Here is a 24,123-nt window from a genome sequence, read left to right on the forward strand (position 1 = left end):
ACCGAAGAATCAAAAAAAACTTTCCAGAAGGGGTTGTATCCGCCGCTGAGGTTTGCGAGTCTCTACGTGGCGATCGGGACGGCCCGCAAGACCGGCCTCCACTGATCACCGGAACCCCTCTCCAACACACAGGACCTTCGTCAGGTGACCCTGACGGTCGGCCCTTCACTTGTTGAGGGATTCGTGAAAGCGTTCACATTCACAAGCACCTGCACGTAATACCAAGGAGAGGTAGCAGCCATGGACTGGCGTCACAACGCCGTTTGCCGCGAGGAAGACCCCGAGCTCTTCTTCCCCATCGGCAACACCGGTCCTGCGCTGCTGCAGATCGAGGAAGCCAAGGCCGTCTGCCGTCGCTGCCCGGTGATCGAGCAGTGTCTGCAGTGGGCGCTCGAGTCCGGCCAGGACTCCGGCGTCTGGGGTGGTCTCAGCGAGGACGAGCGCCGCGCCATGAAGCGCCGCGCCGCTCGCAACCGGGCTCGTCAGGCCTCCGCCTGACACCCACCCCTGCTGACAGCCTGAGCTTGGCGGCGCGTGCAGCGAGTACGCATCTCCCGCCCCCGAGCCGCAGCGCGCAGTTCCCCCGATGCGCTTAGACAAGCAGCAACGAGCTTTAGCCCCGGGCCACTTGGTGGCCCGGGGCTCATCGCTTTTTCCGGGCCCTTCCCGAGGCTTTCGGTTTGCGCTGCGGTTTCCGCTACTTCTGGGAGCGCACCGGGATGTCGAGGATCACTCGGGTGCCGCGCTCGGGGGCCGGGACCATGTCGAACGTCCCGCCCAGCTCGCCCTCCACCAGCGTCCGCACGATCTGGAGCCCGAGATTGCCGGCGGTGTGCGGGTCGAAGCCGTGGGGCAGGCCCACCCCGTCGTCCTGGACCGTGACCAGCAGTCGGGCCTCCTTGGTCGTGCCGCCGCGCACCGCCGACACCTCGACCGTGCCGATGTCGCCCTCGCGGAACCCGTGCTCCAGCGCGTTCTGCAGGACCTCGGTCAGCACCATCGACAGGGGTGTGGCGACCTCGGCGTCGAGAATGCCGAAACGGCCGGTGCGCCGGCCCGCCACCTTGCCCGGGGAGATCTCCGCGACCATCGCCAGGACGCGGTCGGCGATGTCGTCGAACTCCACACGCTCGTCCAGGTTCTGGGAGAGCGTCTCGTGCACGATCGCAATCGATCCGACACGTCGCACCGCTTCTTCGAGAGCCTCGCGCCCGCGGTCGGACTCGATGCGCCGGGCCTGGAGGCGCAGCAGCGCGGCCACCGTCTGGAGGTTGTTCTTGACCCGGTGGTGGATCTCCCGGATGGTGGCGTCCTTGGTGATCAACTCGCGCTCACGCCGACGCAGTTCGGTGACGTCCCGGAGCAGGACGAGGGAACCGATGCGGGTGCCCTTCGGCTTCAGCGGGATCGCGCGGAACTGGATGACCCCGTCACTGGCCTCGATCTCGAACTCGCGCGGCGCCCAGCCGCTGGCGACCTTGGCGAGCGCCTCGTCCACCGGGCCCCGGGTGGGGGCGAGTTCGGCGGTGGTGCGGCCCAGGTGCTGGCCGACGAGGTCGGAGGCGAGGCCGAGCCGGTGGTAGGCGGACAGGGCGTTGGGAGAGGCGTACTGGACGATGGCGTCGGCGTCGAGCCGGATCAGGCCGTCGCCCACGCGGGGTGAGGCGTCCATGTCGAGCTGCTGGTTCGCGAACGGGAAGGACCCTGCCGCGATCATCTGCGCCAGGTCGGAGGCACTCTGCAGATAGGTGAGTTCGAGGCGGCTCGGGGTGCGCACGGTGAGGAGGTTGGTGTTGCGTGCGATGACGCCGAGGACGCGCCCCTCCCGCCGTACGGGGATCGACTCGACCCGGACGGGCACCTCCTCGCGCCACTCGGGGTCGCCCTCGCGCACGATGCGCCCCTCGTCGAGGGCGGCGTCCAGCATCGGACGGCGGCCGCGCGGGACGAGGTGGCCCACCATGTCGTCCTGATACGAGGTCGGGCCGGTGTTGGGCCGCATCTGGGCGACCGAGACGTACCGGGTGCCGTCGCTGGTGGGGACCCACAGGACCAGGTCGGCGAAGGAGAGGTCGGAGAGCAGCTGCCACTCCGAGACCAGCAGGTGCAGCCACTCGAGATCGGTGTCGTCGAGGGCGGTGTGCTGGCGTACGAGTTCGTTCATGGAGGGCACGTGTGCGAGCGTACCCGGGGGTTCGTACGGCCCTGAAACACCCGCGGGCCGCGGCGCCTGAGAGGGACCCTCAACCCTCCCGGCACCGCAGCCCGGAGCAACATCGGCCGTGGGGTGTGCGGTCCCGGTCGGCCGAAGGATTGAGGAGCCGGGGCAGTCAGGGCAGAGAGCCTCGGATCCTCGGTCCGTCTTCCTGTGCGGGGAAGACGGAGGCTTGGTGCGCGTTGCACACGCGCTCTGGTTACGCATTGTGGACTAGACCACTTGTGGTGTCCATGCGTGGGAGGCTGTTCGTTGTTGTCATTTCCGCGACGCATCGGACGCACCGGCGTCCAGCAGGCAGCCTAACCCGTGTGGGTTCCTGTGCGGGGCCAGATGGCCAGGGCAATTTCCGCGACCGCCTCCAGCTCCTCCCTGCTCGCCCCGTCCCGTGCCTGTTGTGACATGCCCTGGATCATCGCGCCGGTGTGACGGGCCAGGGCGGCGGCGTCGGTGGCGGACGGCAGCACGCCGGCGGCGACATCGGCCCTGATGCGGCTTTCGAAGGCGGCGATGTTGGCGTTGCGACGGTCTCGCAGCGACTGCTCCACCTCTGGGTTCGAGCAGTTCGCGGCGGCGTGGACGACGAGGCAGCCGTGCGGGTGGCCGGGTTCGGTGTAGGCGGTGGCGGCCTCGCGCAGGGTGCGCTCGACGGCGGCCCGTGCGGTGGGCTCCTCTTCGAGGGCGCGCTCGGCGAAGGACCCGTAGCGCGTGCCGTACACGCGGACGACCTCGTCGAAGAGGGACCGCTTGTCGCCGAAGGCGGCGTAGAGGCTCGGGGCGCCGATGTCCATGACGCGGGTGAGGTCGGAGACGGACGTCGCCTCGTAACCGTGCTCCCAGAAGGCCAGGAGTGCCTTCTCCAGCGCGGTTTCGCGGTCGAAGGAGCGGGGGCGGCCGCGGGGCTTGGCTTTCGCCGTGCCGGTCCCGCCGGTTTTCGCGCTGCCGGCTCCGGCGGTCTTCGCGTTGCCCGCCCCGGCGGTCTTCGCACTCGCGGTGCCGGGCCCCTGAGAACTCTGCGCGCTCGCGGCGTGCGACCCCTGAGGAGCCTCCACGCTCGCGGCGTCGGCCTCCTGCCGAGCCTTCGCGGTTCCGTCGTCGTTCACCATGGGGTGCATTTTATAGCGGGCACTAGAGAAATGGGGGCGGGCTGTTGTACGGTCATTTCTGTAGCGACAGCTAGATAAATGAGAAGGGGGCGCCGCCATGGGCGTGCTCACGGGCAGGACGGCACTCGTCACGGGGGCGAGCAGGGGCATCGGGCGAGGCATCGCCGAGCGGCTGGGGCGCGACGGAGCTCGGGTCGCCGTGCACTACGGCCGGAACGAGACGGCGGCGAAGGAGACGGTCGCGGCGATCGAGAGGGCCGGGGGTTCGGCGTTCGCGGTGGGGGTCGAGCTGGGGACACCCGGGGACGCCGAGGCGCTGTGGGAGGAGTTCGACCGGCACGCGGACGGGCTGGACATCCTGGTGAACAACGCGGCGATCGGTAACACGCGGCCGCTCGGGCAACTGGAGGAGCGGGAGTTCGACGAGGTCTTCGCGGTGAACGTGAAGGCGCCGTTCTTCATCCTCAAGCACGGCATGACTCGGCTGCGGGACGGCGGCCGCGTCGTCAACATCTCGTCGGGGCTGGCCCGGACGGCGGCGATGCCGGACAACGTGGCGTACGCGATGACCAAGGGCGCGCTGGACGTCTTCTCACGTGATCTGTCCAAGGTGCTGGGTCCTCGCGGCATCACGGTGAACTCGGTGGCCCCGGGCATCATCGAGACGGACAACACGGCAGCACTGCTGCACGGCGGCCCCGACGGCTGGGCGAAGGCCGCGGCGCTGTCGGCGCTGGGCGGAGTGGGTCAACCCGCCGAGGTCGCGGACGTGGTGGCGTTCCTGGTGTCGGACGGCGGGCGGTGGATAACGGGCAGTTGGGTGGACGTGACGGGGGGTTCGCTCACCTGACGGCGAGGACGCGGGGCGGGCGCGAGCCCCCGGTCCCGCGCTGGGAGGCGGGCCTGTGCGAGCCCCACCGCCCCCGCTAGGAGGCGAGGCCTACACGCCCCCGGCCACCAACCCCCTCCCCCGCCCTCAGCGGGTCTCCGTCACCTTCGCCAGAGCCCGGGGCGCGTCCGGGTCCTGGCCGCGGGCGATGGTGACCTCGTAGGCCAGGAGCTGGAGAGGGATGATCTCCAGCACGGGCTGGACCTCCTCCGCCACACCCTCGGTGGGCAGGACGAAGCCGGCCGACGCCTGCTCGACCTGGTGCCCGGGTCCGATGACGACGAGGTCGGCACCGCGGCCGCGCAGCCGGTCCAGGACGGGCTGGAGGGCTTCGCCGCCCTTGCCGTCGGTCACCACCGCGATGACCGGGGAGACGTTGTCGACCATGGCCAGCGGACCGTGCAGCAGGTCCGCTCCGGAGTAGGAGAGGGCGGGGATGTAACTGGTCTCCATCAGCTTGAGGGCGGCCTCCTTGGCCGTGGGGTAGCCGTAGCCGCGGGAGGTGATCACCATGCGCTCGGCGAAGCGGTAACGGGCGGCGAGCGTACGCACCTCTTCCTGCCGGTTGAGCAGTTGCTCGGCGAGGTCCGGCAGCACTCGCGTCGGCGCACCGTCACCGCCCCGCAGGCCCTCGACGAAGAGGTAGAGCGCGAGAAGGGAGGCCGTGTACGTCTTGGTCGCGGGGAGGGCCTTCTCGGGTCCGGCCACGATGTCGATGTGGTGCTCGGAGACTTCGGCGAGCGGTGAGTCCGGGTTGTTGGTGACGGCAAGGGTGATCGCGCCGGCCTCCCGGGCGGCCCGGGTCGAGGCGACCAGGTCCGGGCTGCCTCCGGACTGGCTGACGGTGACGACCAGGACGTCGGTGAGGTCGGGGCGGGCGCCGTAGGCCGTGGTCGTGGACATCGAGGTGAGTCCGCAGGGCAGGCCGAGCCGGACCTCCAGGAGGTACTTGGCGTACAGGGCGGCATTGTCGGAGGTGCCCCGGGCGGTCAGCAGGACGAAGCGGGGTGCGCGGGCGGCGATCTTCCGGGCGACGTCCTGGATGGCGGGGGCACCCTCGGACAGGATCCGGCGCAGCACGGCGGGCTGTTCGGCCATCTCACGCGCCATGGTCCGGCCCGGGGGCTCGCTGAGGGGACCTGGTGCGGCGGGGGCGGTCATGGCGTGGTTCCTCCCGGGGGTGGGGCGACTCCGGACCCCATTCCACTCCCCCGGGTGCGGCGCCGCCCGCCCGGGAAACCTCACGTCCGCTTCGTCACCTTGCGCGCAGTGGCACTGTTCACCCCCTGGTGACCCGCTGGGCACGGCAGCGCCGCCCGTGCGGGAGTGGTGATGTGCACCCTGGGCCGAGGAGGACCGCTCTGTTAGATTGGTCTAAACCACACGGCCCCTCACAGGTCCAGTCCCAGTTGAGTGCTCCCCTCAGATCGGCAGGCCCAGCGTGGAAGTTGTCATCGTCCCGGACAAGAAGGCAGGCGGCGAGCTCATCGCCGAGGCCATCGCTCAGCTGCTCCGGCGCAAGCCCGCAGCCCTGCTCGGCGTGGCCACCGGCTCGACGCCGCTGCCCGTGTACCAGGCGCTGGCGGCGAAGGTGCGCTCCGGCGCGGTGGACGTCGGGCGGGTGCGGATCGCGCAGCTCGACGAGTACGTGGGGCTGCCCGCCGATCACCCGGAGTCGTACCGGTCGGTGCTGCGGCGTGAGGTGCTGGAGCCGCTCGGCATCGGCATGGACCAGTTCACGGGCCCGGACGGCACGGCGGCGGACGTGCAAGGGGCCTGTGAGGCCTACGACGAGGCGCTCGTGGACGCCGGGGGTGTGGACCTTCAGCTGCTCGGCATCGGCACCGACGGGCACATAGGTTTCAACGAGCCGTGTTCGTCGCTGGCGTCGCGGACGCGGATCAAAACGCTGACCGAGCAGACCCGGGTCGACAACGCGCGCTTCTTCGACGGTGACATCGACCAGGTGCCGCACCACGTGATCACGCAGGGCATCGGCACCATCCTGGAGGCCCGGCACCTGGTGCTGCTCGCCACCGGTGAGAACAAGGCGGACGCGGTCGCCGCGTCGGTGGAAGGGCCGGTCGCCGCGGTGTGCCCCGCGTCCGCGCTCCAGCTCCACCCGCACGCGACCGTCGTCGTCGACGAGCCCGCCGCGTCGAAGCTGAAGCTGGCGGACTACTTCCGCCACACCTACGCCAACAAGCCGGAGTGGCAGGGGATCTAGGGCACCCTGGGCCCCGGGACACCAGGGCAACCCCACAACCCCCGGCCCCCTCGGAGCCGGTCGGTCACCTGCTTCACCCTCGGAGCCGGTCGGTCACCTGCCGACACCCTCGGAGCCCCGTCGGTCACCTGCCGGCACCCCCGGGACCCCTCGGTCACCCACAGGCGACCCCCCGCCCCTCCCCACCCCCGGCGTCTCCTCGGACTCAGAGCTCCAGGGCCCCGCCCCCGACCGCATCCTCGTCGGCCGGTTCGTCCTGGGCGCGCCAGCCGGCCACCCACAGGGGCATCATCCAGTGCACGACGAGGACGGCGATGAGCAAGGGTGCCGCGTAGGCCTTGGGGGCGACGCCGGCGGTGCCGCCCGTGATCAGCAGGGTGACCGCCGCGGCGGCGAGGAGCAGGGTCGTCACGCGGTGGGCCCTGGCCAGGACGCGGCTGCGTTCCGCCGACTGCCGCTCGTCCAGCGCGCGTTCGCGCAGCTCCAGCAGGCCCCGGGTGGCGCCGTTGATCAGGCCCGTCGCGACCATCCAGGGAAAGTACAGCACCGCCGTCACCGCGACGGTCCACAGTGGCTCGCCCTCGGCGAGGCAGAAGTGGGTCATCAGGCCACCGATGGCCCCGCTGAGGACGACATGGGCGACGACGGTCAGACGGCGGCGGGCCGCCGTGGCGTACCAGACCGCCGCACGGCGGTCGTTCATCAGCCGCAGCATGCTCCGGTCGTAGCGGGTGAGGGGTGTCGTCGTCATATCTGGTTCCTCCCGTAGACCTCGTCGGTGAGCGGGCGGAACGGTTCGAGGGAGAACAGGGCCTCGACCGGCAGACCGAAGAACTTGGAGATCTTCAGCGCCAGGTCGAGGCTCGGGTTGTACTGCCCCCGCTCGATGTAGCCGATGGTCTGGTAGTGGGCTCCCACTGCCTCGGCCAGGCTCTGGCGCGACACCTTGCGTTCGGCGCGCACCACCGCCAACCTGTTGTGCACCTGCTCACTCATGTATAAGAAGTACTACATTCGGGCGCAGGCTTACAACAGTGAGTCCGAGGAAGGTCGGCCTCTGCCTGCCGGCGAAGGCACGCAGAGGGTGGTGAGACGTCCTTGCCGGCCGAGGTCCTGCCGGGGAGTTCCCCACAGCGGGCCCACCGCGCTCTCACACCCCGGTGACCCCGGCGATCACCTCGGCCGCCGCGCGGCCGCAGACGCGGGCCGCGCCGTGGGTGGCGATGTGCAGGGCGCCTCGTGGGGCGGCCTGGGGGACGCCCATCTCGACGACCACGGTCTCGGGGCGGGCCGCGAGCAGGGTGTCGAGGGCCGAGGCCATCCAGGGGTGGCGGTGTTCGTCGCGGACGACGGCGACGATGCGGCGGGTGCCGGCTGCCTGGAGCGCCTCCCGTCCGGCCTTCTCACCTGCGTCCCGCTGGGGGCCGTCCCCGGCGGAGAAGCTGCCCGTCACCGTGCCCGGCAGGAGGTGGACGAGTTCCGCGGCGACGCCCCACGGGGTCTCGTCACCCACGGCGATGTTGGCGACGGGGGTGAGGGCGGCGACGTAGGGCGGTTCGGTGAGGGGCTCGAAGGCGCCGGGGCTGCCGAGGCCGGGCGCCGCGGTCACGGTGAGGGCGCGGCGGGCGGCGTGCAGGCCGATCCCGGTGCCGTGGGACGTCTCGGCCGGGCGGCTCGCCGTGCCGGTCCAGCGGGCCAGTGCGCGCACCCGGTCGGCGGCCTCGGCGAGGCGTTCCTCCGGGAGTTCGCCCGCGCGCACGGCGCCGACCAGGGCGTCCCGCAGGCGCAGCACGGTCTCGTCGTCGGCGAGGCCGCCGCCCACGCAGATCGCGTCGGCGCCCGCGGCGACGGCGAGGACGCTGCCGCGTTCGATGCCGTAGGTGCCGGCGATGGCGCGCATCTCCATGCCGTCGGTGACGATGAGGCCGTCGTAGCCGAGCTCGTCGCGGAGCAGGCCGGTGAGGATGCGGCGGGAGAGCGTGGCCGGGCGGTCCGGGTCCAGGGCGGGGACCAGGATGTGGGCGCTCATGACGGCCCGGGTCCCGGCGGCGATGGCGGCGCGGAACGGGATCAGCTCGCGTTCGGCCAGTACCTCGGCGGAGACGTCGATGCGCGGCAGGGCGTGGTGGGAGTCGACGGCCGTGTCGCCGTGACCGGGGAAGTGCTTGGTGCAGGCGGCGACCCCGGCGGACTGCAGGCCGGTGACGTAGGCGGCGGTGTGCCGGGCGGCGAGTTCGGTGTCGGCGCCGAAGGAGCGGACGCCGATGACCGGGTTGCGCGGGTCGGAGTTGACGTCGGCGGAGGGGGCCCAGTTGAGGTTGACGCCGCAGGTGGCGAGGCGCTGGCCCAGTTCGTGGGCGACCTGCCGGGTCAGCTCCACGTCGTCGACCGCGCCGAGCGCGTGGTTGCCGGGGAAGGAGGAGCCGCTGCGCACCTCCAGGCGGGTCACGTCGCCGCCCTCCTCGTCGATCGCGACGAGGACGTCGTCGCGCTCGGCCCGCAGCTGGGCGGTGAGGGCGGCCAGTTGGTCCGGTGAGGCGATGTTGCGGCCGAAGAGCCCGACGGAGGCCAGGCCCTCACCGAGCCGGCGCAGCAGCCAGTCGGGGGCGGTGGTGCCGGTGAAGCCGGGCTGGAGGACCGTCAGGGCGTCGCGGGTGAGTGTGTCGGTGCCGCTGGCGAGTGTCGTCATCGGGTGAGGTCATCCCTTCACTGCGCCCGCGGTCAGGCCCGCGGCCATCTTGCGCTGGACGAGGAGGAAGAGGGCGACGATCGGCACGGCCATCATCGTGGCGCCGGCCATCATCGGGGCGTATTCGGTGCCGTGTTTGGTGGTGAAGTTGCCGAGCCAGACGGTCGCGGTCTGGTTCTTCTGGCTGAGCAGCATCAGGGCGTACAGGTACTCGTTCCAGGCCTGGATGAAACCGTAGACCGAGGTGGCGACCATGCCGGGGGCCAGGAGCGGGAAGACGACCCGGAGGAAGGCGCCGGTGCGGGAGCAGCCGTCGACCATGGCCGCCTCCTCCAGCTCCTTGGGGATGTTGACGATGAAGCCCCGCAGCGTCCACACCGTGAACGGGAGGATGAAGGTCAGGTAGGTGATGATGAGGCCGGTCAGCCGGTCGTACTGGCCCAGGTCGTTGAGCAGCAGGAACACCGGGATGATCATGGCGACCAGCGGGACCATCTGGACCGCGAGGATGCCCACGATCACGATCTTGCGGCCGCGGAAGGCGTAGCGGGAGATGGCGAGCGCGGCCAGCAGCCCGACGGCCACGCCGATGACGACCACGGCCAGCGACACCACGAGGCTGCGGCCGACGGGGCCCCAGAAGTCGGCGATGTCCAGCGCCCGGCCGAAGTTGTCGAAGGTGAGGCCGGTCGGCAGCAGGCTCGGGTCCGGGTCGATGGCGTCCTTGGCGGGCTTGAACGCGGTGTTGAGCATCCAGTAGAGCGGGAAGCCCGCGACGAGGAAGACCAGGAGACCGAGGAGGTTCCAGCCGAGCCGCGGGTTCCTGCGGCGGCGGGTTCCGGTGAGCGTGCTCATTCGACCTCTCCGATCTTCAGCATCTGCCGCATGTAGACGGCGACCACGCCGAGCAGCAGCAGGACGGTGATCAGCGCGATGGCCGAGCCCTGGCCGTAGTCGTTGACCACGAACGCCCGGTCGTAGGAGTAGGTGTTGAGGACCTGGAACTCCGGCTCGGGGTGGCCGCCCCGCATGACGAACACCTGGGGGAAGACGCCCATGTCCCAGATGACCGACAGGGTCGTGAGCATCACGATGATCGGCTTGAGGACGGGCAGGGTGACGAAGCGGAAGACGCCCCAGGAGCCCGCGCCGTCCAGACGGGCGGCCTCCTCCAGCTCCTTCGGGACCTGGGTGAGACCGGCGCTGAGGGTGATGACCACGAACGGCACGGCTCCCCAGATCACCAGCAGCATGATCACGGCCAGCCCCTCGGGGCCGCTCGCGAACCAGTTGTGGCCGACCATCTCGACGCCGGGCAGCTTGCTGAGCAGCGCGTTGAAGACGCCGTAGTCGGAGTCGAAGAGCCACTTGAAGACCGTGGTCGCCACGATCACCGGCATGCCCCAGCTGGCCACCAGCACGATGTTGATGAGCATCTTCAGCCAGCCGGAGACCCGCTGGAGCAGCAGGGCGAGCGCCATGCCGATCACCATGGTGAGGACGACGGCACCGGCCGCGAAGACGATCGTGCGCACGACGACGGCCCAGAACTCGCCGTCGCCCAGCACCTCGGCGAAGTTGTCGAACCCGACCGTCTCGGCCGGCTGGAAGCCCCACAGCTGGGACTGGCCGAACTTCTGGAAGGACAAGGAGACCAGGCGGGCCAGCGGATAGCCCATGACCAGGGCGAGGATCAGCAGGCAGGGCGCGAGCAGCAGCCAGGGGGCCAGGGCCCCGCCGGATGTGCGCTGTCCGCGGGGCCGCCGGTCCTTCGGGGGCGGCGGTGGTGCCTGCCGCGGTGGCGGCACCTTGGCAGGGGTGGTGGTCTCTGCGGCACTCATCGCGCGCTCCTCGGCGGTCCCTCAGGTCGTACGGACGGCGGGGCTCCGCAAGCCGGGAGCCCCGCGCTCAGGTCACTTGGTGTTGATGACCTTGTCGATCGCGGCGTCCGCCTCCTTGGCGGCGGCCTCGACGGACTTCTTGCCGGTGCCGATGCTCTGCAGCATGGTCTGCAGGATCTGGGCCTTCTCGACCTGGCCCCAGCCGGGCGCCATCGGGACGAACCAGCTGGACTCGGCCGCGGTGGCGGGGACCGCCGTCTTGGGGTCGTTCTTGAGCGTCGCGAGGTCGGTCTTGTTGTTGGGCAGGTTGCCCTTGGCCATCAGGCCCTTCTGCCCGGAGGAGCCGGTGAACGCGTTGATCCACTCGGCGGCCAGGGCCTGCGCGTCGGACTTGACCGGCACGGCGAGGTCACTGCCGCCCAGGAAGACGGGCATGTTCTTGCCGGACGGGCCGGGCATCACGAAGTTCTCGAGGTTGCCCTTGAGCTTGCCGGTCTTGTCGTTCTTCGGGTCCTCGGCGGTGGCACCCTCCCAGGCGGCCGCGAAGATCATGGCGGACTTGCCCTGGCCGTAGACGATGTAGCGGTCGGACTCGTCCTTGGTCTTGTCCCCGTGCATGTAGGAGTCGACGACGTTCTTGAACTCCTTCAGGCCCTTGAGGGACTCGGGCGAGGAGAGGGACGCCTTCCACTGGCCGCCCGACTCGGTGGCGATGGCACCGCCGGCGTCGTAGACGAAGGACATGGCCGCGTACCAGTCGCGGGTGGGCTGGTACCAGGCGCTGAACTTGTCGCCCTCCTTCTTCTGGATCTTGTCCAGGGCGGCGGTCAGCTCCTTGTAGGTCTTCGGGGGTGTCTTCAGGCCGGCCGAGGCCGCGACGTCCTTGCGCCAGTTGGCGACGCGACCGCCGGCGTAATACGGGACGCCGTAGGTCTTGCCCTGGTAGGTGACGGAGGCCTTGAGGCCGTCCAGCCAGGCGTCGGAGTTGTCGAACGTGCCCTGGTCGAGCGGGGCGAAGGCGCCCTTGACCATGTAGCCGAGCATCTCGGTGTTGCCCATCTCGACCACGTCGGGGGCCTTGTCCGTGGCGAGGACGGCGTCGAGCTTGGCGTTCTTGTCGGGCCAGCCGTAGTACTCGTGGTTGATCTTGAGGCCGGGGTGCTTCTTCTTCACCGCGGCGTCGGTGGCCTTCACCAGCCCGGGCCAGTTGTTCTGGGCGTCGACGGTGAGCCAGACGGTCAGCTCCTTGGCGTCCGCGCCCTTGTCCGAGCCCCCGTCACCCTCGCCCCCGCATGCCGCGATGGAGACCATCATGCCCGCGATACCGATCGCGGCTGTCAGCTTGCGCTTCACGCCACCCTCCTCAGGGATCCCACAACCCCCCTGGCTCCCCGCAGTGAACGTGGGGCCGGGCCTGGACCAATGGTGTAGACCAGTACCGGGGAGCTTGGACCAGACCAGAAGGCCTGTCAAGGGCCTCGATAAAGCTCTGACCAGCCGTTATGCGACCTACATATGCAGGAACCTTTAAGTAAGAAGCCAGCGAAAACCCGAGCGGAACACGGCATACTGCGGGTAGACCACAGAGAACGGTGGACTAGACCAAAAGAGGCGCCGACGGTATACAAGTGGGATCGTGTCGGCAGACCGGGCCGGGAAGGCGGAGCATGAGCACCGACGTCAGCAGTGCGGAGAACGAGAACGGGGTGCCCGTCCGGACCGCGCGCGTGCCCAAGTACTACCGGCTGAAGAAACACCTGCTCGACATGACCGAGACCCAGGCGCCGGGCACGCCGGTCCCGCCCGAGCGCACCCTGGCGGCGGAGTTCGACACCTCGCGCACGACCGTGCGCCAGGCGCTCCAGGAACTGGTCGTCGAGGGCCGGCTGGAGCGCATCCAGGGCAAGGGCACGTTCGTCGCCAAGCCGAAGGTCTCGCAGGCCCTGCAACTGACCTCGTACACCGAGGACATGCGCGCCCAGGGCCTCGAACCCACCTCGCAGCTGCTGGACATCGGCTACATCACCGCCGACGACCGGCTGGCCGGGCTGCTCGACATCACGCCCGGCGGACGCGTGCTGCGCATCGAGCGGCTGCGCATGGCCAACGGCGAGCCGATGGCCATCGAGACCACCCACCTGAGCGCGAAGCGCTTCCCGGCGCTGCGGCGCTCGCTGGTGAAGTACACGTCCCTCTACACCGCGCTGGCCGAGGTCTACGACGTCCATCTCGCGGAGGCCGAGGAGACCATCGAGACGTCGCTGGCGACTCCGCGCGAGGCCGGTCTGCTGGGCACGGACGTCGGGCTGCCGATGCTGATGCTCTCCCGGCACTCGCTGGACCGGGAGGGCCAGCCCGTGGAGTGGGTGCGGTCGGTCTACCGGGGCGACCGGTACAAGTTCGTGGCCCGGCTGAAGCGGCCCCAGGACTGACGCGGCGGCGGCCGGATCCCCGGTCCTTTCGGGAACCGCATTGCGGACGAGGGGTTCCGCTTGCGCCGTGCCCTGACCTAGATTGCCTGCGCATTGCCCAGGTGATCACTGAGGGGACGGAGCCGCCTGATGTCGCAAGCCCCAGAATCCAGCAGAGGCCCGGTGGTGACGCCCGTGCGCGTCGTCATCGGGCTCTGCCTTGTCGCACCCTTCGTGGCCATGCTGTGGGTCGGCTCGTACGCCAAGACCGACCCGGCCTTCATCGGGATCCCGTTCTTCTACTGGTACCAGATGGCGTGGGTGCTCATCTCCACCGCTTTGACGATGATCGCCTACAAGCTGTGGCAGCGTGACCAGCGCGCCCGCTCGGCCGCGAAGGGCGGTGCGTCGCAGTGAAGGACGGCGTGAACGGCGTCGCACTCGCCGTCTTCATCTTTTTCTTCGTGGCCGTGACGGTCATGGGCTTCCTGGCCGCGCGCTGGCGCAAGGCCGAGAACGAGCACAGCCTGGACGAATGGGGCCTGGGCGGCCGCTCGTTCGGCACCTGGATCACCTGGTTCCTGCTCGGCGGCGACCTGTACACGGCGTACACCTTCGTCGCCGTGCCGGCGGCGATCTACGCGGCGGGCGCGGCCGGCTTCTTCGCCGTGCCGTACACGATCCTGGTGTACCCGCTGATCTTCACCTTCCTGCCGCGCCTGTGGTCGGTGTCCCACAAGCACGGGTACGTCACGACGTCCGACTTCGTGCGCGGCCGCTTCGGTTCGAAGGGTCTGTCGCTGGCCGTGGCCGTGACCGGCATCCTGGCGACGATGCCGTACATCGCCCTCCAACTGGTCGGCATCCAGGCCGTGCTGGACGTGATGGGCGTCGGCGGCGGCGAGAACACCAACTGGTTCATCAAGGACCTGCCGCTGCTGATTGCGTTCGGCGTGCTGGCGGCGTACACGTACTCGTCGGGTCTTCGGGCCCCCGCGCTCATCGCGTTCGTGAAGGACACACTGATCTACATCGTCATCGCGGTGGCGATCATCTACATCCCGATCAAGCTGGGCGGCTTCGACGACATCTTCGCCAAGGCCGGTGACGCGTTCAGCCAGACCAACCCGGCGACGGGCGCGCCGCGCGGGGCGCTGGCACCGGCCGAGCCGGGCCAGTGGACGTACGCGACGCTGGCGTTGGGATCCGCCCTGGCGCTGTTCATGTACCCGCACTCGATCACGGCGACGCTGTCCTCGAAGAGCCGTGAGGTGATCCGCCGCAACACCACGATCCTGCCGCTGTACTCGCTGATGCTGGGCCTGCTGGCGCTGCTCGGGTTCATGGCGATCGCGGCCGGCATCAAGGTGCAGAACGGTCAGCTGGCGATCCCTCAGCTGTTCGAGACGATGTTCCCGGACTGGTTCGCGGGCGTGGCGTTCGCGGCGATCGGCATCGGCGCGCTGGTGCCCGCGGCCATCATGTCCATCGCGGCCGCGAACCTCTTCACCCGCAACATCTACAAGGACTTCATCAAGCCGGACGCCACCCCCGCGCAGGAGACCAAGGTCTCCAAGCTGGTCTCCCTGCTGGTGAAGGTCGGCGCCCTGGCCTTCGTCCTCACCATGGACAAGACGGTCGCCATCAACTTCCAGCTGCTGGGCGGCATCTGGATCCTGCAGACCTTCCCGGCCCTGGTCGGCGGCCTGTTCACCCGCTGGTTCCACCGCTGGGCCCTGCTCGCGGGCTGGGCGGTCGGCATGATCTACGGCACGGCCGCGGCGTACGGCGTGGCCTCCCCGACGCAGAAGCACTTCGGCGGCTCCGCGAAGGAGATCCCGGGCATCGGGGAGATCGGCTACATCGGCCTCACGGCGTTCGTCCTGAACGTGGTGGTGACGGTGGTCCTGACCTTCGTCCTGAAGGCCCTGAAGGCCCCCGACGGCATCGACGAGACCAAGCCGGAGGACTACACGGCGGACGCGGGCGACCCCGGGGTCCAGGTGGAACTCCCGCCTGCGACGGCCGGGTCGGCTCACTGACCTCGCACCACCACACAACACCCGCAGCGGGCCGCCGAGACCACTCACCACGGCGGCCCGCTGTCGTACACGCTCATCAGCGCTCCTGCGTCGAGCGGGCGCGGGCCACCCCGGGCTGCCGGAGCGTCGTGCTGTCGGCCCGGCCCCCCGTGCACACCGCCCATCGCGTCTACGAACGCCTGGGCTTCACTCGCACACCCGAGCGTGACGGGAACCCCCTCCCGGAGCTGACGGACATCACTCATCTCACCTATGAGTTGACGCTCTGAAACCAGCACGACACAACATCTGGGGGTGCCGTTCGAACCCGGCACAAGATGTATGCTCATGCTCGCTGTCGCCGCAGGGGAATCCGGTGCGAATCCGGAACTGTCCCGCAACGGTGTACTTGTGCATGTCTGTTCCCGGAACCGCCGTGTTCCGGGTGCCGCCCTGCACAGGGGTCAGTCCGAGGACCTGCCGACAGCGCACCCGGCCACCCGGCCGGTGTGCCCTGACGTCCGGGCCTCGTGGAGTGGGCCGGTGGACGCGACGCCGCGTGCGCTCGTGTGCTGCCCCCTGCCCTCGACGAGGCCCCCGTGCCGAGCGAGGGAGAGCCCCACGTGACCATCGCGCCAGCCGAACCGGTCTCAGCCGAAGAAGAGCACGACGCTCCCGGTGCCACGCTGCTGCGGACCCTGAGCGAGCTGACCGCCGACCTCCCCGACGCCGACCCCGACCGGGTCGCCGCCGCCGCGCTGCGCGGCCGGTCCGCGCAGGCGGACGAGCGGGAGCTGCGGGAGCTGGCGACGGAGGCCGCGGCCGGTCTGATCTCCGAGGACCCCGCCTACTCCCGGCTGGCCGCCCGGCTGCTGACCATCGGCATCCGCGAGGAGGCCGCCTCGCAGGGCGTCACGTCCTTCACCGGGTCCGTCGCGGTCGGCCACCGCGAGGGGCTCATCGCCGACCGCACCGCCGAGTTCGTGCGCGTCCACGCCGCCCGCCTCGACGCGCTGATCGACCGTGCGGCCGACGACCGCTTCGGCTACTTCGGCCTGCGTACCCTCCACAGCCGCTACCTGCTGCGTCACCCGCACACCCGCAAGGTCGTCGAGACGCCCCAGCACTTCATGCTCCGGGTGGCGTGCGGCCTCGCCGAGGACGACACCACACGCGCGGTGGACGAGGTCGCGGCTCTCTACTCGCTCATGAGCCGCCTCGACTACCTCCCGTCCTCCCCCACGCTCTTCAACTCCGGCACCCGGCATCCCCAGATGTCGTCCTGCTACCTCCTGGACTCCCCGCAGGACGAACTGGACTCAATCTACGACCGGTACCACCAGGTGGCCCGGCTGTCGAAGCACGCCGGCGGCATCGGCATCGCCTACTCCCGGATCCGCGCCCGCGGTTCACTGATCCGCGGCACCAACGGGCACTCCAACGGCATCGTCCCGTTCCTGAAGACCCTGGACGCCTCGGTCGCCGCCGTGAACCAGGGCGGCCGGCGCAAGGGCGCCGCCGCGGTCTACCTGGAGACCTGGCACGCCGACATCGAGGAGTTCCTTGAGCTGCGCGACAACACCGGTGAGGACGCCCGCCGTACGCACAACCTGAACCTCGCACACTGGGTGCCGGACGAGTTCATGCGGCGCGTGAACACCGACGCGCAGTGGTCGCTGTTCTCCCCCTCGGACGTGCCGGAGCTGGTCGACCTGTGGGGTGAGGAGTTCGACGCCGCGTACCGGGCGGCCGAGGCGAAGGGCCTCGCGAAGAAGACCCTGCCCGCCCGTGAGCTGTACGGCCGCATGATGCGCACCCTCGCGCAGACCGGCAACGGCTGGATGACCTTCAAGGACGCCGCCAACCGCACCGCCAACCAGACGGCCGAGCCCGGCCACGTCGTGCACTCCTCCAACCTCTGCACGGAGATCCTGGAGGTCACCGACGACGGCGAGACCGCGGTCTGCAACCTGGGCTCGGTGAACCTCGGCGCGTTCGTGACCGGCGGGGACATCGACTGGGAGCGCCTGGACGAGACCGTCCGCACGGCCGTGACGTTCCTCGACCGGGTCGTGGACATCAACTTCTACCCGACCGAGCAGGCTGGCCGCTCCAACGCCCGCTGGCGTCCGGTCGGCCTCGGCGCGATGGGCCTCCAGGACGTCTTCTTCAAGCTGCGCCTGCCCTTCGACTCACCGCAGGCCAAGGCCCTGTCCACCCGTATCGCCGAGCGGATCATGCTCGCCGCGTACGAGGCCTCCGCCGACCTCGCCGAGCGCAACGGCCCGCTGCCGGCCTGGGAGAAGACCCGTACGGCCCGGGGCGTACTGCACCCCGACCACTACGACGCGGAGCTGACCTGGCCGGAGCGCTGGGCGGCGCTGCGCGAGCGCGTCGCCTCGACCGGCATGCGCAACTCGCTGCTCCTCGCCATCGCGCCCACGGCCACCATCGCCTCCATCGCGGGCGTGTACGAGTGCATCGAGCCGCAGGTGTCCAACCTGTTCAAGCGCGAGACGCTGTCGGGCGAGTTCCTCCAGGTCAACTCCTACCTGGTGGACGAGCTGAAGCGGCTCGGCGTGTGGGACGCCCGCACCCGGGAGGCCCTGCGCGAGGCCAACGGGTCGGTGCAGGACTTCGCCTGGATCCCCGAGGACGTGCGCGCCCTCTACCGCACGGCGTGGGAGATCCCGCAGCGCGGCCTGATCGACATGGCGGCGGCCAGGACGCCGTTCCTGGACCAGTCCCAGTCCCTGAACCTGTTCCTGGAGACGCCGACCATCGGCAAGCTCTCCTCGATGTACGCCTACGCCTGGAAGTCCGGGCTGAAGACGACGTACTACCTGCGCTCGCGCCCGGCGACCCGCATCGCCCGCGCCGCCCGGGCCACCGTGCCCGTGCAGGCCACTCCCGACCCCGAGGCGGTCGCCTGCTCCCTGGAAAACCCCGAGTCCTGCGAGGCCTGCCAGTAATGAGCACCCAGAACCTTCTCGACCCCGGCTTCGAGCTCACCCTGCGCCCCATGCGCTACCCGGACTTCTACGAGCGCTACCGGGACGCCATCAAGAACACCTGGACCGTGGAGGAGGTCGACCTCCACTCGGACGTCGCCGACCTCGCCAAGCTCTCCCCCGCGGAGCAGCACCTCATCGGCCGGCTGGTCGCCTTCTTCGCGACGGGTGACTCGATCGTCGCGAACAACCTGGTGCTGACGCTGTACAAGCACATCAACTCCCCCGAGGCGCGGCTGTACCTGAGCCGTCAGCTCTTCGAGGAGGCGGTGCACGTCCAGTTCTATCTGACGCTGCTCGACACCTATCTCCCCGACCCGGAGGACCGCGCGGCGGCCTTCGCGGCCGTGGAGAACATCCCGTCCATCCGCGAGAAGGCCGGGTTCTGCTTCAAGTGGATCAACGAGGTCGAGAAGCTGGAGCGCCTGGAGTCACAGGCGGACCGCCGCCGCTTCCTGCTCAACCTGATCTGCTTCGCCGCGTGCATCGAGGGCCTGTTCTTCTACGGCGCCTTCGCGTACGTCTACTGGTTCCGCAGCCGGGGCCTGCTGCACGGCCTGGCCACCGGCACCAACTGGGTGTTCCGCGACGAGACGATGCACATGTCCTTCGCCTTCGACGTGGTCGACACCGTCCGCAAGGAGGAGCCGGAGCTGTTCGACGACCGGCTCCAGCAGGAGGTGACGGACATGCTCCGGGAGGCCGTCGAGGCCGAGCTGCAGTTCGCGCGCGACCTGTGCGGTGACGGCCTGCCGGGCATGAACACCGAGTCGATGCGGCAGTACCTGGAGTGCGTGGCGGACCAGCGGCTGACCCGCCTCGGCTTCGCTCCGGTGTACGGCTCCGAGAACCCCTTCTCCTTCATGGAGCTCCAGGGGGTTCAGGAGCTGACCAACTTCTTCGAGCGTCGGCCCTCGGCGTACCAGGTGGCGGTGGAGGGCACCGTCGACCTGGACGAGGACTTCTGAGCCGGCACCTCTTCGCGGGCCTCCTGAGCCTCCCGGATCTGCCGGTCGATGCGCCGCTCGCGCACCAGGCCGAACAGGGACGGGAGGATCAGGAGGACAAGGATCCCGAAGGTGGCGGTCAGTCCGATCAGTGCTTCTACCTGGTTGCTGTTCATGGACACCACTGTCGCGCTGATTGCTCCTTACCGTCAGTGGCAGTACTGCCGCAGACCCTCGAATTACTGCCACCGACGAGGCACACTGGACGCATGCTGCGGAACGTGGCCGTCGCCCTGCTCGACGGCGTGAATCCTTTCGAACTGGGCGTGGTCTGCGAAGTCTTCGGCACCGACCGGAGCGACGAGGGCCTGCCGGTGTACGACTTCGCCGTCGCCTCGGCCGAGGGCCCGGTGCTGCGGATGAACTCCGGCTTCTCGCTCCACGCCGAGCACGGCCTGGAGCGGCTGGAGACGGCCGACCTGATCGCCGTGCCGGCCGGGCACGGCTATGCGTCCCGGGACTTCCCGCCGGAGCTGCTGGACGCCCTGCGGCGCGCGGTCGACCGCGGCGCCCGGGTGCTGAGCGTCTGCTCCGGCGTCTTCGTGCTGGCCGCGGCCGGGCTGCTGGACGGCCGCCGCTGCGCTACGCACTGGAAGCACGCCGAGGACCTCGCCCGGCTGTACCCGCGCGTGGTCGTCGAGCCGGACGTGCTCTACGTGGACGAGGACCCCGTGATCACCTCCGCCGGCACGGCCGCCGGCATCGACGCCTGCCTGCACCTGGTGCGCAAGGAGCAGGGCACCGAGGTCGCCAACAAGATCGCCCGGCGGATGGTGGTGCCGCCGCACCGTGACGGCGGCCAGGCCCAGTACATCGAGCGCCCGCTGCCGCTTCCCGAGGCCGACACGATCGGTGAGGTGCTGGCGTGGATGGAGCGGCATCTGGACGAGGAGGTCACGGTCGAGCAGCTGGCCGCCCGCGCCCTCATGTCCCCGCGGACCTTCGCCCGCCGCTTCCAGCAGGAGACGGGCACGACTCCCTACCGCTGGGTGCTGCGCCAGCGCGTGCTGCTGGCCCAGCGGCTGCTGGAGGCGACGGACGAGACCATGGACGCGATCGCCGGCCGGACGGGGTTCGGCAACGCGGCCACGCTGCGCCACCACTTCGTCCGGGCGATCGGGACCACCCCGAACGCCTACCGGCGCACGTTCAGGGGCCCGGAAGCGGCCTGAAGCGCGTACCGGTCATCGCGCCACCGGCCGCACCCGCAGGTCGTGCGGCCGGAGCGTGATCCCCACCCGGGTGGCGTCCTTCGACCCCGCGACCTGCTCGAAGCGGTACGTGGTGGCCAGCACCGCCGTGATCAGCGTCAGCATGGCCATCGAGAAGTGGTCGCTCGGGCACTTGCGGTTTCCCACGCTGAACGGGCTCATGGCGTGCTTCGGGATGTCCTTGACCCGCTCGGGAAGCCAGCGGTCGGGGTCGAACTCCAGGTTCCGCTCGTACGACTTCGGGTCGCGCTGGATCGCGTAGGGGCTGTAGATGAGGTCCGCCCCGGACGGAATGCGGTATCCACCGAGTTCCGTGTCCCGTACCGCCCGGCGGGTCAGAATCCAGACGGCAGGGCTCAAACGCATGGACTCGACGACGACATTGTTGGTATGCCGGAGTCCTCGGACGTCTGCGAATGCCACCGGCCTGCCACCGGTGACGGCCCGCACTTCGTCGCGCACCCGGTCGGCGTGTTCGGGATGCTCCGCGAGCATATGCAACAGCCACATGATCGTGGAGGCGATGGTTTCGCTGCCGGGGGTGAGGATCGCAACGACCTGATCGTGGATCTCCTGTTCCCCGATCGGCTCGCCATTCTCGTCCGTCGCCTCGAGCAATGCCGTCAGCAAATCGTCCGGCTTTTGACCGGATGCCCGGCGCTCGGCGACGATCTCGTCGACCAGGAGATGCAAATCGGCCAATGCCCGGTTGAATTTCCGGTTGGCCGGCAACGGCAGGTTGTAGAGCGGTCCGAGCGGGACCACCATCCGCCGGTACATCCCCCGGAAGACGGTCGTGAGAGCGACGGACAGCCGTTCCGCCCGCTCGTCCATGTAGTCGCCGCGCAGCAGGCAGCGGGCCGCGACGCGCACGGCCACCCGGAAGGACTCGGAGGTGCAGTCGATCGTCTCGCCGGGCTTCCAGCGCTCGATGAGCGCGTGGGCCTCCTCCTCCATGATCGGGCCGTAGGCGGGGATGGCGTCGAGCCGGAAGGCGGGCTGGATGGTGCGCCGCTGGCGCCGGTGCAGCGGGCCGTTCGCCGTGGCCACGCCCTCCTTGCCGAGCAGGCCCTCCAGGGACTCCCACAGCGGCCCGGCGATGATGAAGTCGTTGCTCAGCGCCAAGGCGCCGGTCAGGGCGGGAGTGGTGACCGCGTACACGGTCTTCGGGCCGAGCGCCAGCCGCACGACGTCGCCGTGGTCGCGCAGCCGGGACATGAACGCCAGCGGGTCGCGTGCCAGCTTCCAGCCGTGCCCGAGGACCGGGACGGCACCACCCGCCCGGGGCGGTTCCCGCAGCGTCACGTCCGGCGGGGTCTCGGGCTTCACAGACTCGACGGTCATTTCTCACCTGCCGCTTCGTTGCTGACGTACGGGGGCGTGGACCGGTCGTCCCAGCTGTCGACCATGTACCGGCCGGACTCGTGATGGAACCAGTAGACGGAACTGAACCAGTTCCGCATATTGCTCAGACAGCTCAGCACGGCGGCGCCCAGCTCCTTTCCGCGCACGGTGCCGTCGGCGAGGTCGTCGGCGAACCGTAAGGCTTCCTGCTCGACGTCGAGGAAATCGTCGATGGTTTTCTCGACACGGCGCCGGACTTCCACGACCGCCTGTTCCAGGGTCAGGCCCTCATGGGTGATGAGACTGATTCCGAGATTGTGCACTTCGTCGCCCGCAATCTCCTTGGGGAGCGAGCACAGATCGTTGTACCAGGCGGCGAACTCCTGACTCAGCAGGGCGGCCCGCCGATATGCGGGATGTTTCCGCACGGCGTCCGGGAGTTCACAGCCGGCGGCCGTCTCCAGCAGGTCCGTCCATATCCAATGCGCGAACGTGAGCCGCCGCAGCCGAAGGTATTCCTCGACCGTCGGGACGATCCCCTCGGTGCGATTGTGGAACTCCCGGTCGTACGCGCCTATCACCGCGTGGAAGTGCCGGGCGAAGCGGAGGTTCCACGTCTGGGGCAGAAACGCGTACAGCCGCTGCACACTGTCCGCGAACCCGGCGACCAGTGGGTCCTCGTGACGCAGGTGCTCCCCGGGGGAGTCGAGGGCCGAGTGCAGCCGGTCCCGCAGCAGCCGCCAGGCCGCCGGACGGCCGTGGACGATGTCGCGGTCGTGACGGTCGTCCCAGACGAAGAACCAGGCGCTGTAATCGGCGATCGCCTGCATGACCTCGTCCGGAGCTCCGATGTAGTACCCGGCCATGAGGTCGGTGTAGCAAAGTCCGTCGGCATATTCCTCCACCTTGTCCGCCGGCATGAGCCGCTTTTCGAGCAGCCAGGCCCGGGTCTTCTCCTGGCACTTCGGCCAATACGGGTGGAGCCGACGGGGAAACGCCGCCTCGATCACCGGGAGAGAGAGCGACGGTGGAACTGCGATCGTGACCGGTGTCCATGTGGTGCCGCGTGACAAAGCATGCACGAACTAACCCCTCTCAGCCGCCAGTTGGCGCGGGCGCCCCTCCCTTCGTGCCGGGCGTGCGCCGTTGCATACCCCGCTCATCCCATTCAGCACTACAACTGACCGCTCTGGGAACGCATTTGCTTCATTCACCACCCCACACTGCCGGGAATCTCCCGTTGTGTGACTTCCCGTGGATCACCAAGAGAGCAGAAGCGATCGAACATGCGACGGACAGGCGAACAGGACAGACGAACGGCGCCTGTTCAGGGTGGGACACCCGAACAGACGCCGTGCGCCTGGTGAGGCCGAGGCGGGTCAGTCGTTGGCCACGACCGGGTAGCGGGGCTCGTTCTCGGCCATCTGCCGCAGCGCGTCCTTGCGCTCGCGCTTGGAGAGCCGGTCGATGTACAGGTAGCCGTACAGGTGGTCCGTCTCGTGCTGCAAACACCGAGCGAAGTACCCGGTGCCGCGCACCTTGATCGGGTTGCCCTTCTCGTCCTGCCCGGTCACCTCGGCGTAGTCGGGCCGGGCGAGCGGCGCGTACGCGGTGGGCACCGACAGGCAGCCCTCGTTGCTGTCGTCCAGGCGGCGCTTCTCGGCGGGCAGTTCGACGAGCTTGGGGTTGCAGACGACGCCGGTGTGCCGGACGCCCTCGTCGTCCGGGCAGTCGTAGACGAAGACCTTCGCGTCGACGCCGATCTGGTTGGCGGCGAGGCCCACGCCCTCGGCGGTGCGCTGGCTGGCGAACATGTCCGCGACGAGCTGCTGGAACTCCTCGCCGAAGTCCGTGACGTCCTTGCACTCCTTGTGCAGCACCGGGTTCCCGACCACGGTGATCGGCCGCGAGGTACCGCGCTCCCGCCAGGCCGCCTCGCGCTCCTCGCAGTCCTCCGTGTCGATCACGTACCCCTCGTCATCGACGGGGAGCACGCCCGCACGCTGCTGATCGGTGTCCTGCTGAGCCATGACGTCCGTACGCCTTCCTGAACAAATCCAACCCGGGATGCTGATACAGGGTACGGGGAAGGCGCCCCCTCAGGGGCGCGGGGAACTGCGCGATCAGCCCCACGGCGCCGCACCCGTCGGA

At 69.5% G+C, this 24,123-nt stretch carries 22 protein-coding genes, 1 pseudogene and 1 riboswitch; of the genes and pseudogenes, 10 read left to right on the top strand and 13 right to left on the bottom strand.

The window, feature by feature from the left end; all coding sequences use genetic code 11:
• The first annotated feature begins 240 nt into the window (after positions 1 to 240).
• A complete protein-coding gene (locus ACFZDI_RS02175) occupies positions 241 to 498 on the top strand; it encodes a WhiB family transcriptional regulator (RefSeq protein ID WP_003992873.1) in 258 nt (85 codons plus the stop codon).
• 199 nt (positions 499 to 697) lie between these two features.
• Here ACFZDI_RS02175 and ACFZDI_RS02180 read toward each other — a convergent pair whose 3' ends face one another.
• Entirely contained in the window at positions 698 to 2,164 is a 1,467-nt protein-coding gene (locus tag ACFZDI_RS02180) for a histidine kinase N-terminal domain-containing protein (protein WP_391248003.1), read from the bottom strand.
• Positions 2,165 to 2,517: 353 nt separating this feature from the next.
• On the bottom strand, positions 2,518 to 3,321 hold the full coding sequence (locus tag ACFZDI_RS02185; RefSeq protein ID WP_391247170.1) for a TetR family transcriptional regulator: 804 nt from the start codon (positions 3,319 to 3,321) through the stop codon (positions 2,518 to 2,520).
• Positions 3,322 to 3,418: 97 nt separating this feature from the next.
• Between ACFZDI_RS02185 and ACFZDI_RS02190 the strand changes: the two genes are divergently transcribed.
• Positions 3,419 to 4,171, top strand: coding sequence for an SDR family oxidoreductase (locus tag ACFZDI_RS02190; protein ID WP_391247172.1), 753 nt, complete (start codon positions 3,419 to 3,421; stop codon positions 4,169 to 4,171).
• A 126-nt stretch (positions 4,172 to 4,297) separates the two neighbouring features.
• Here the strand turns inward: ACFZDI_RS02190 and ACFZDI_RS02195 are convergent, their stop codons facing one another.
• The gene (locus ACFZDI_RS02195; protein WP_391247174.1) at positions 4,298 to 5,371 is read right to left on the bottom strand and encodes an SIS domain-containing protein; all 1,074 of its coding nucleotides are present in this window, start codon (positions 5,369 to 5,371) and stop codon (positions 4,298 to 4,300) included.
• Positions 5,372 to 5,651: 280 nt separating this feature from the next.
• Between ACFZDI_RS02195 and nagB the strand changes: the two genes are divergently transcribed.
• Positions 5,652 to 6,437, top strand: a complete 786-nt coding sequence (gene nagB, locus ACFZDI_RS02200; RefSeq protein WP_234850976.1) for a glucosamine-6-phosphate deaminase — start codon at positions 5,652 to 5,654, stop codon at positions 6,435 to 6,437.
• 205 nt (positions 6,438 to 6,642) lie between these two features.
• Here nagB and ACFZDI_RS02205 read toward each other — a convergent pair whose 3' ends face one another.
• The 6 genes from ACFZDI_RS02205 to ACFZDI_RS02230 form a co-directional block, all read right to left on the bottom strand.
• Complete coding sequence (locus ACFZDI_RS02205) at positions 6,643 to 7,188, bottom strand: hypothetical protein (RefSeq protein WP_234849290.1); 546 nt, start codon at positions 7,186 to 7,188, stop codon at positions 6,643 to 6,645.
• Positions 7,185 to 7,433: a helix-turn-helix transcriptional regulator gene (locus ACFZDI_RS02210; protein WP_234849289.1), complete on the bottom strand. Its 249-nt coding sequence runs from the start codon at positions 7,431 to 7,433 to the stop codon at positions 7,185 to 7,187. The genes ACFZDI_RS02205 and ACFZDI_RS02210 overlap by 4 nt, the downstream gene beginning before the upstream one ends.
• Before the next feature lie 154 nt (positions 7,434 to 7,587).
• Entirely contained in the window at positions 7,588 to 9,126 is a 1,539-nt protein-coding gene (locus ACFZDI_RS02215; RefSeq protein WP_391247177.1) for a glycoside hydrolase family 3 N-terminal domain-containing protein, read from the bottom strand.
• 9 nt (positions 9,127 to 9,135) lie between these two features.
• On the bottom strand, positions 9,136 to 9,981 hold the full coding sequence (locus ACFZDI_RS02220; RefSeq protein ID WP_391247179.1) for an ABC transporter permease subunit: 846 nt from the start codon (positions 9,979 to 9,981) through the stop codon (positions 9,136 to 9,138).
• Positions 9,978 to 10,967, bottom strand: coding sequence for a carbohydrate ABC transporter permease (locus ACFZDI_RS02225; protein ID WP_234849284.1), 990 nt, complete (start codon positions 10,965 to 10,967; stop codon positions 9,978 to 9,980). The genes ACFZDI_RS02220 and ACFZDI_RS02225 overlap by 4 nt, the downstream gene beginning before the upstream one ends.
• Positions 10,968 to 11,039: 72 nt before the next feature.
• The gene (locus ACFZDI_RS02230; RefSeq protein WP_391247182.1) at positions 11,040 to 12,320 is read right to left on the bottom strand and encodes an extracellular solute-binding protein; all 1,281 of its coding nucleotides are present in this window, start codon (positions 12,318 to 12,320) and stop codon (positions 11,040 to 11,042) included.
• 314 nt (positions 12,321 to 12,634) lie between these two features.
• On the opposite strand from ACFZDI_RS02230, the gene ACFZDI_RS02235 reads away from it, so the two are divergent.
• The 6 genes and pseudogenes from ACFZDI_RS02235 (at position 12,635) to ACFZDI_RS02260 (ending at position 19,378) form a co-directional block, all read left to right on the top strand.
• On the top strand, positions 12,635 to 13,399 hold the full coding sequence (locus ACFZDI_RS02235; RefSeq protein WP_391247184.1) for a UTRA domain-containing protein: 765 nt from the start codon (positions 12,635 to 12,637) through the stop codon (positions 13,397 to 13,399).
• A 129-nt stretch (positions 13,400 to 13,528) separates the two neighbouring features.
• Positions 13,529 to 13,795 (top strand): DUF3311 domain-containing protein, encoded by a 267-nt coding sequence (locus ACFZDI_RS02240; RefSeq protein ID WP_234849281.1) that lies wholly within the window; start codon positions 13,529 to 13,531, stop codon positions 13,793 to 13,795.
• Positions 13,792 to 15,420: a monocarboxylate uptake permease MctP gene (gene mctP / locus ACFZDI_RS02245; RefSeq protein ID WP_234849279.1), complete on the top strand. Its 1,629-nt coding sequence runs from the start codon at positions 13,792 to 13,794 to the stop codon at positions 15,418 to 15,420. Before ACFZDI_RS02240 ends, mctP begins: the two co-directional genes overlap by 4 nt.
• 77 nt (positions 15,421 to 15,497) lie before the next feature.
• Positions 15,498 to 15,689 (top strand): annotated as a pseudogene (locus tag ACFZDI_RS02250) (GNAT family N-acetyltransferase); the annotation flags it as partial.
• A gap of 12 nt (positions 15,690 to 15,701) precedes the next feature.
• A riboswitch (cobalamin riboswitch) is annotated at positions 15,702 to 15,899 on the top strand.
• Positions 15,900 to 16,022: 123 nt separating this feature from the next.
• The gene (locus ACFZDI_RS02255) at positions 16,023 to 18,371 is read left to right on the top strand and encodes a ribonucleoside-diphosphate reductase subunit alpha (RefSeq protein ID WP_391247187.1); all 2,349 of its coding nucleotides are present in this window, start codon (positions 16,023 to 16,025) and stop codon (positions 18,369 to 18,371) included.
• Positions 18,371 to 19,378: a ribonucleotide-diphosphate reductase subunit beta gene (locus ACFZDI_RS02260; RefSeq protein WP_361117981.1), complete on the top strand. Its 1,008-nt coding sequence runs from the start codon at positions 18,371 to 18,373 to the stop codon at positions 19,376 to 19,378. The genes ACFZDI_RS02255 and ACFZDI_RS02260 overlap by 1 nt, the downstream gene beginning before the upstream one ends.
• On the opposite strand, the gene ACFZDI_RS02265 is transcribed toward ACFZDI_RS02260, so the two are convergent.
• Complete coding sequence (locus tag ACFZDI_RS02265; RefSeq protein ID WP_234849276.1) at positions 19,291 to 19,533, bottom strand: hypothetical protein; 243 nt, start codon at positions 19,531 to 19,533, stop codon at positions 19,291 to 19,293. The two genes, ACFZDI_RS02260 and ACFZDI_RS02265, sit on opposite strands and share 88 nt — an antisense overlap.
• 93 nt (positions 19,534 to 19,626) lie before the next feature.
• Here ACFZDI_RS02265 and ACFZDI_RS02270 point away from each other — a divergent pair, with 93 nt between their 5' ends.
• Positions 19,627 to 20,589 carry a GlxA family transcriptional regulator gene (locus ACFZDI_RS02270; RefSeq protein WP_234849275.1) on the top strand — a complete coding sequence of 321 codons (963 nt, stop codon included), beginning with the start codon at positions 19,627 to 19,629 and terminating at the stop codon, positions 20,587 to 20,589.
• Positions 20,590 to 20,601: 12 nt separating this feature from the next.
• Here ACFZDI_RS02270 and ACFZDI_RS02275 read toward each other — a convergent pair whose 3' ends face one another.
• The 3 genes from ACFZDI_RS02275 to def form a co-directional block, all read right to left on the bottom strand.
• Positions 20,602 to 21,972, bottom strand: coding sequence for a cytochrome P450 (locus tag ACFZDI_RS02275; protein ID WP_234849274.1), 1,371 nt, complete (start codon positions 21,970 to 21,972; stop codon positions 20,602 to 20,604).
• Positions 21,969 to 23,054, bottom strand: coding sequence for an epi-isozizaene synthase (gene cyc1, locus ACFZDI_RS02280; RefSeq protein WP_234849273.1), 1,086 nt, complete (start codon positions 23,052 to 23,054; stop codon positions 21,969 to 21,971). Before cyc1 ends, ACFZDI_RS02275 begins: the two co-directional genes overlap by 4 nt.
• A 297-nt stretch (positions 23,055 to 23,351) precedes the next feature.
• Positions 23,352 to 24,002, bottom strand: coding sequence for a peptide deformylase (gene def / locus ACFZDI_RS02285; protein ID WP_234849272.1), 651 nt, complete (start codon positions 24,000 to 24,002; stop codon positions 23,352 to 23,354).
• Between the last annotated feature and the right edge of the window lie 121 nt (positions 24,003 to 24,123).

Source organism: Streptomyces sp. NPDC007907 (genome assembly GCF_042959365.1).
Classification (GTDB): domain Bacteria; phylum Actinomycetota; class Actinomycetes; order Streptomycetales; family Streptomycetaceae; genus Streptomyces; species Streptomyces indiaensis.

What these genes read in the sequence shown, in the direction of transcription:
- ACFZDI_RS02270 (WP_234849275.1), top strand. Translation starts at nt 19,627, where the DNA reads ATGCTGCGGAACGTGGCCGTCGCCCTGCTCGACGGCGTGAATCCTTTC.
- ACFZDI_RS02265 (WP_234849276.1), bottom strand. Translation starts at nt 19,533, where the DNA reads ATGAACAGCAACCAGGTAGAAGCACTGATCGGACTGACCGCCACCTTC.
- ACFZDI_RS02180 (WP_391248003.1), bottom strand. Translation starts at nt 2,164, where the DNA reads ATGAACGAACTCGTACGCCAGCACACCGCCCTCGACGACACCGATCTC.
- ACFZDI_RS02240 (WP_234849281.1), top strand. Translation starts at nt 13,529, where the DNA reads ATGTCGCAAGCCCCAGAATCCAGCAGAGGCCCGGTGGTGACGCCCGTG.
- ACFZDI_RS02210 (WP_234849289.1), bottom strand. Translation starts at nt 7,433, where the DNA reads ATGAGTGAGCAGGTGCACAACAGGTTGGCGGTGGTGCGCGCCGAACGC.
- ACFZDI_RS02225 (WP_234849284.1), bottom strand. Translation starts at nt 10,967, where the DNA reads ATGAGTGCCGCAGAGACCACCACCCCTGCCAAGGTGCCGCCACCGCGG.
- ACFZDI_RS02215 (WP_391247177.1), bottom strand. Translation starts at nt 9,126, where the DNA reads ATGACGACACTCGCCAGCGGCACCGACACACTCACCCGCGACGCCCTG.
- ACFZDI_RS02220 (WP_391247179.1), bottom strand. Translation starts at nt 9,981, where the DNA reads ATGAGCACGCTCACCGGAACCCGCCGCCGCAGGAACCCGCGGCTCGGC.
- ACFZDI_RS02235 (WP_391247184.1), top strand. Translation starts at nt 12,635, where the DNA reads ATGAGCACCGACGTCAGCAGTGCGGAGAACGAGAACGGGGTGCCCGTC.
- ACFZDI_RS02190 (WP_391247172.1), top strand. Translation starts at nt 3,419, where the DNA reads ATGGGCGTGCTCACGGGCAGGACGGCACTCGTCACGGGGGCGAGCAGG.
- ACFZDI_RS02275 (WP_234849274.1), bottom strand. Translation starts at nt 21,972, where the DNA reads ATGACCGTCGAGTCTGTGAAGCCCGAGACCCCGCCGGACGTGACGCTG.
- ACFZDI_RS02175 (WP_003992873.1), top strand. Translation starts at nt 241, where the DNA reads ATGGACTGGCGTCACAACGCCGTTTGCCGCGAGGAAGACCCCGAGCTC.
- ACFZDI_RS02260 (WP_361117981.1), top strand. Translation starts at nt 18,371, where the DNA reads ATGAGCACCCAGAACCTTCTCGACCCCGGCTTCGAGCTCACCCTGCGC.
- ACFZDI_RS02205 (WP_234849290.1), bottom strand. Translation starts at nt 7,188, where the DNA reads ATGACGACGACACCCCTCACCCGCTACGACCGGAGCATGCTGCGGCTG.
- ACFZDI_RS02195 (WP_391247174.1), bottom strand. Translation starts at nt 5,371, where the DNA reads ATGACCGCCCCCGCCGCACCAGGTCCCCTCAGCGAGCCCCCGGGCCGG.
- def (WP_234849272.1), bottom strand. Translation starts at nt 24,002, where the DNA reads ATGGCTCAGCAGGACACCGATCAGCAGCGTGCGGGCGTGCTCCCCGTC.
- ACFZDI_RS02185 (WP_391247170.1), bottom strand. Translation starts at nt 3,321, where the DNA reads ATGGTGAACGACGACGGAACCGCGAAGGCTCGGCAGGAGGCCGACGCC.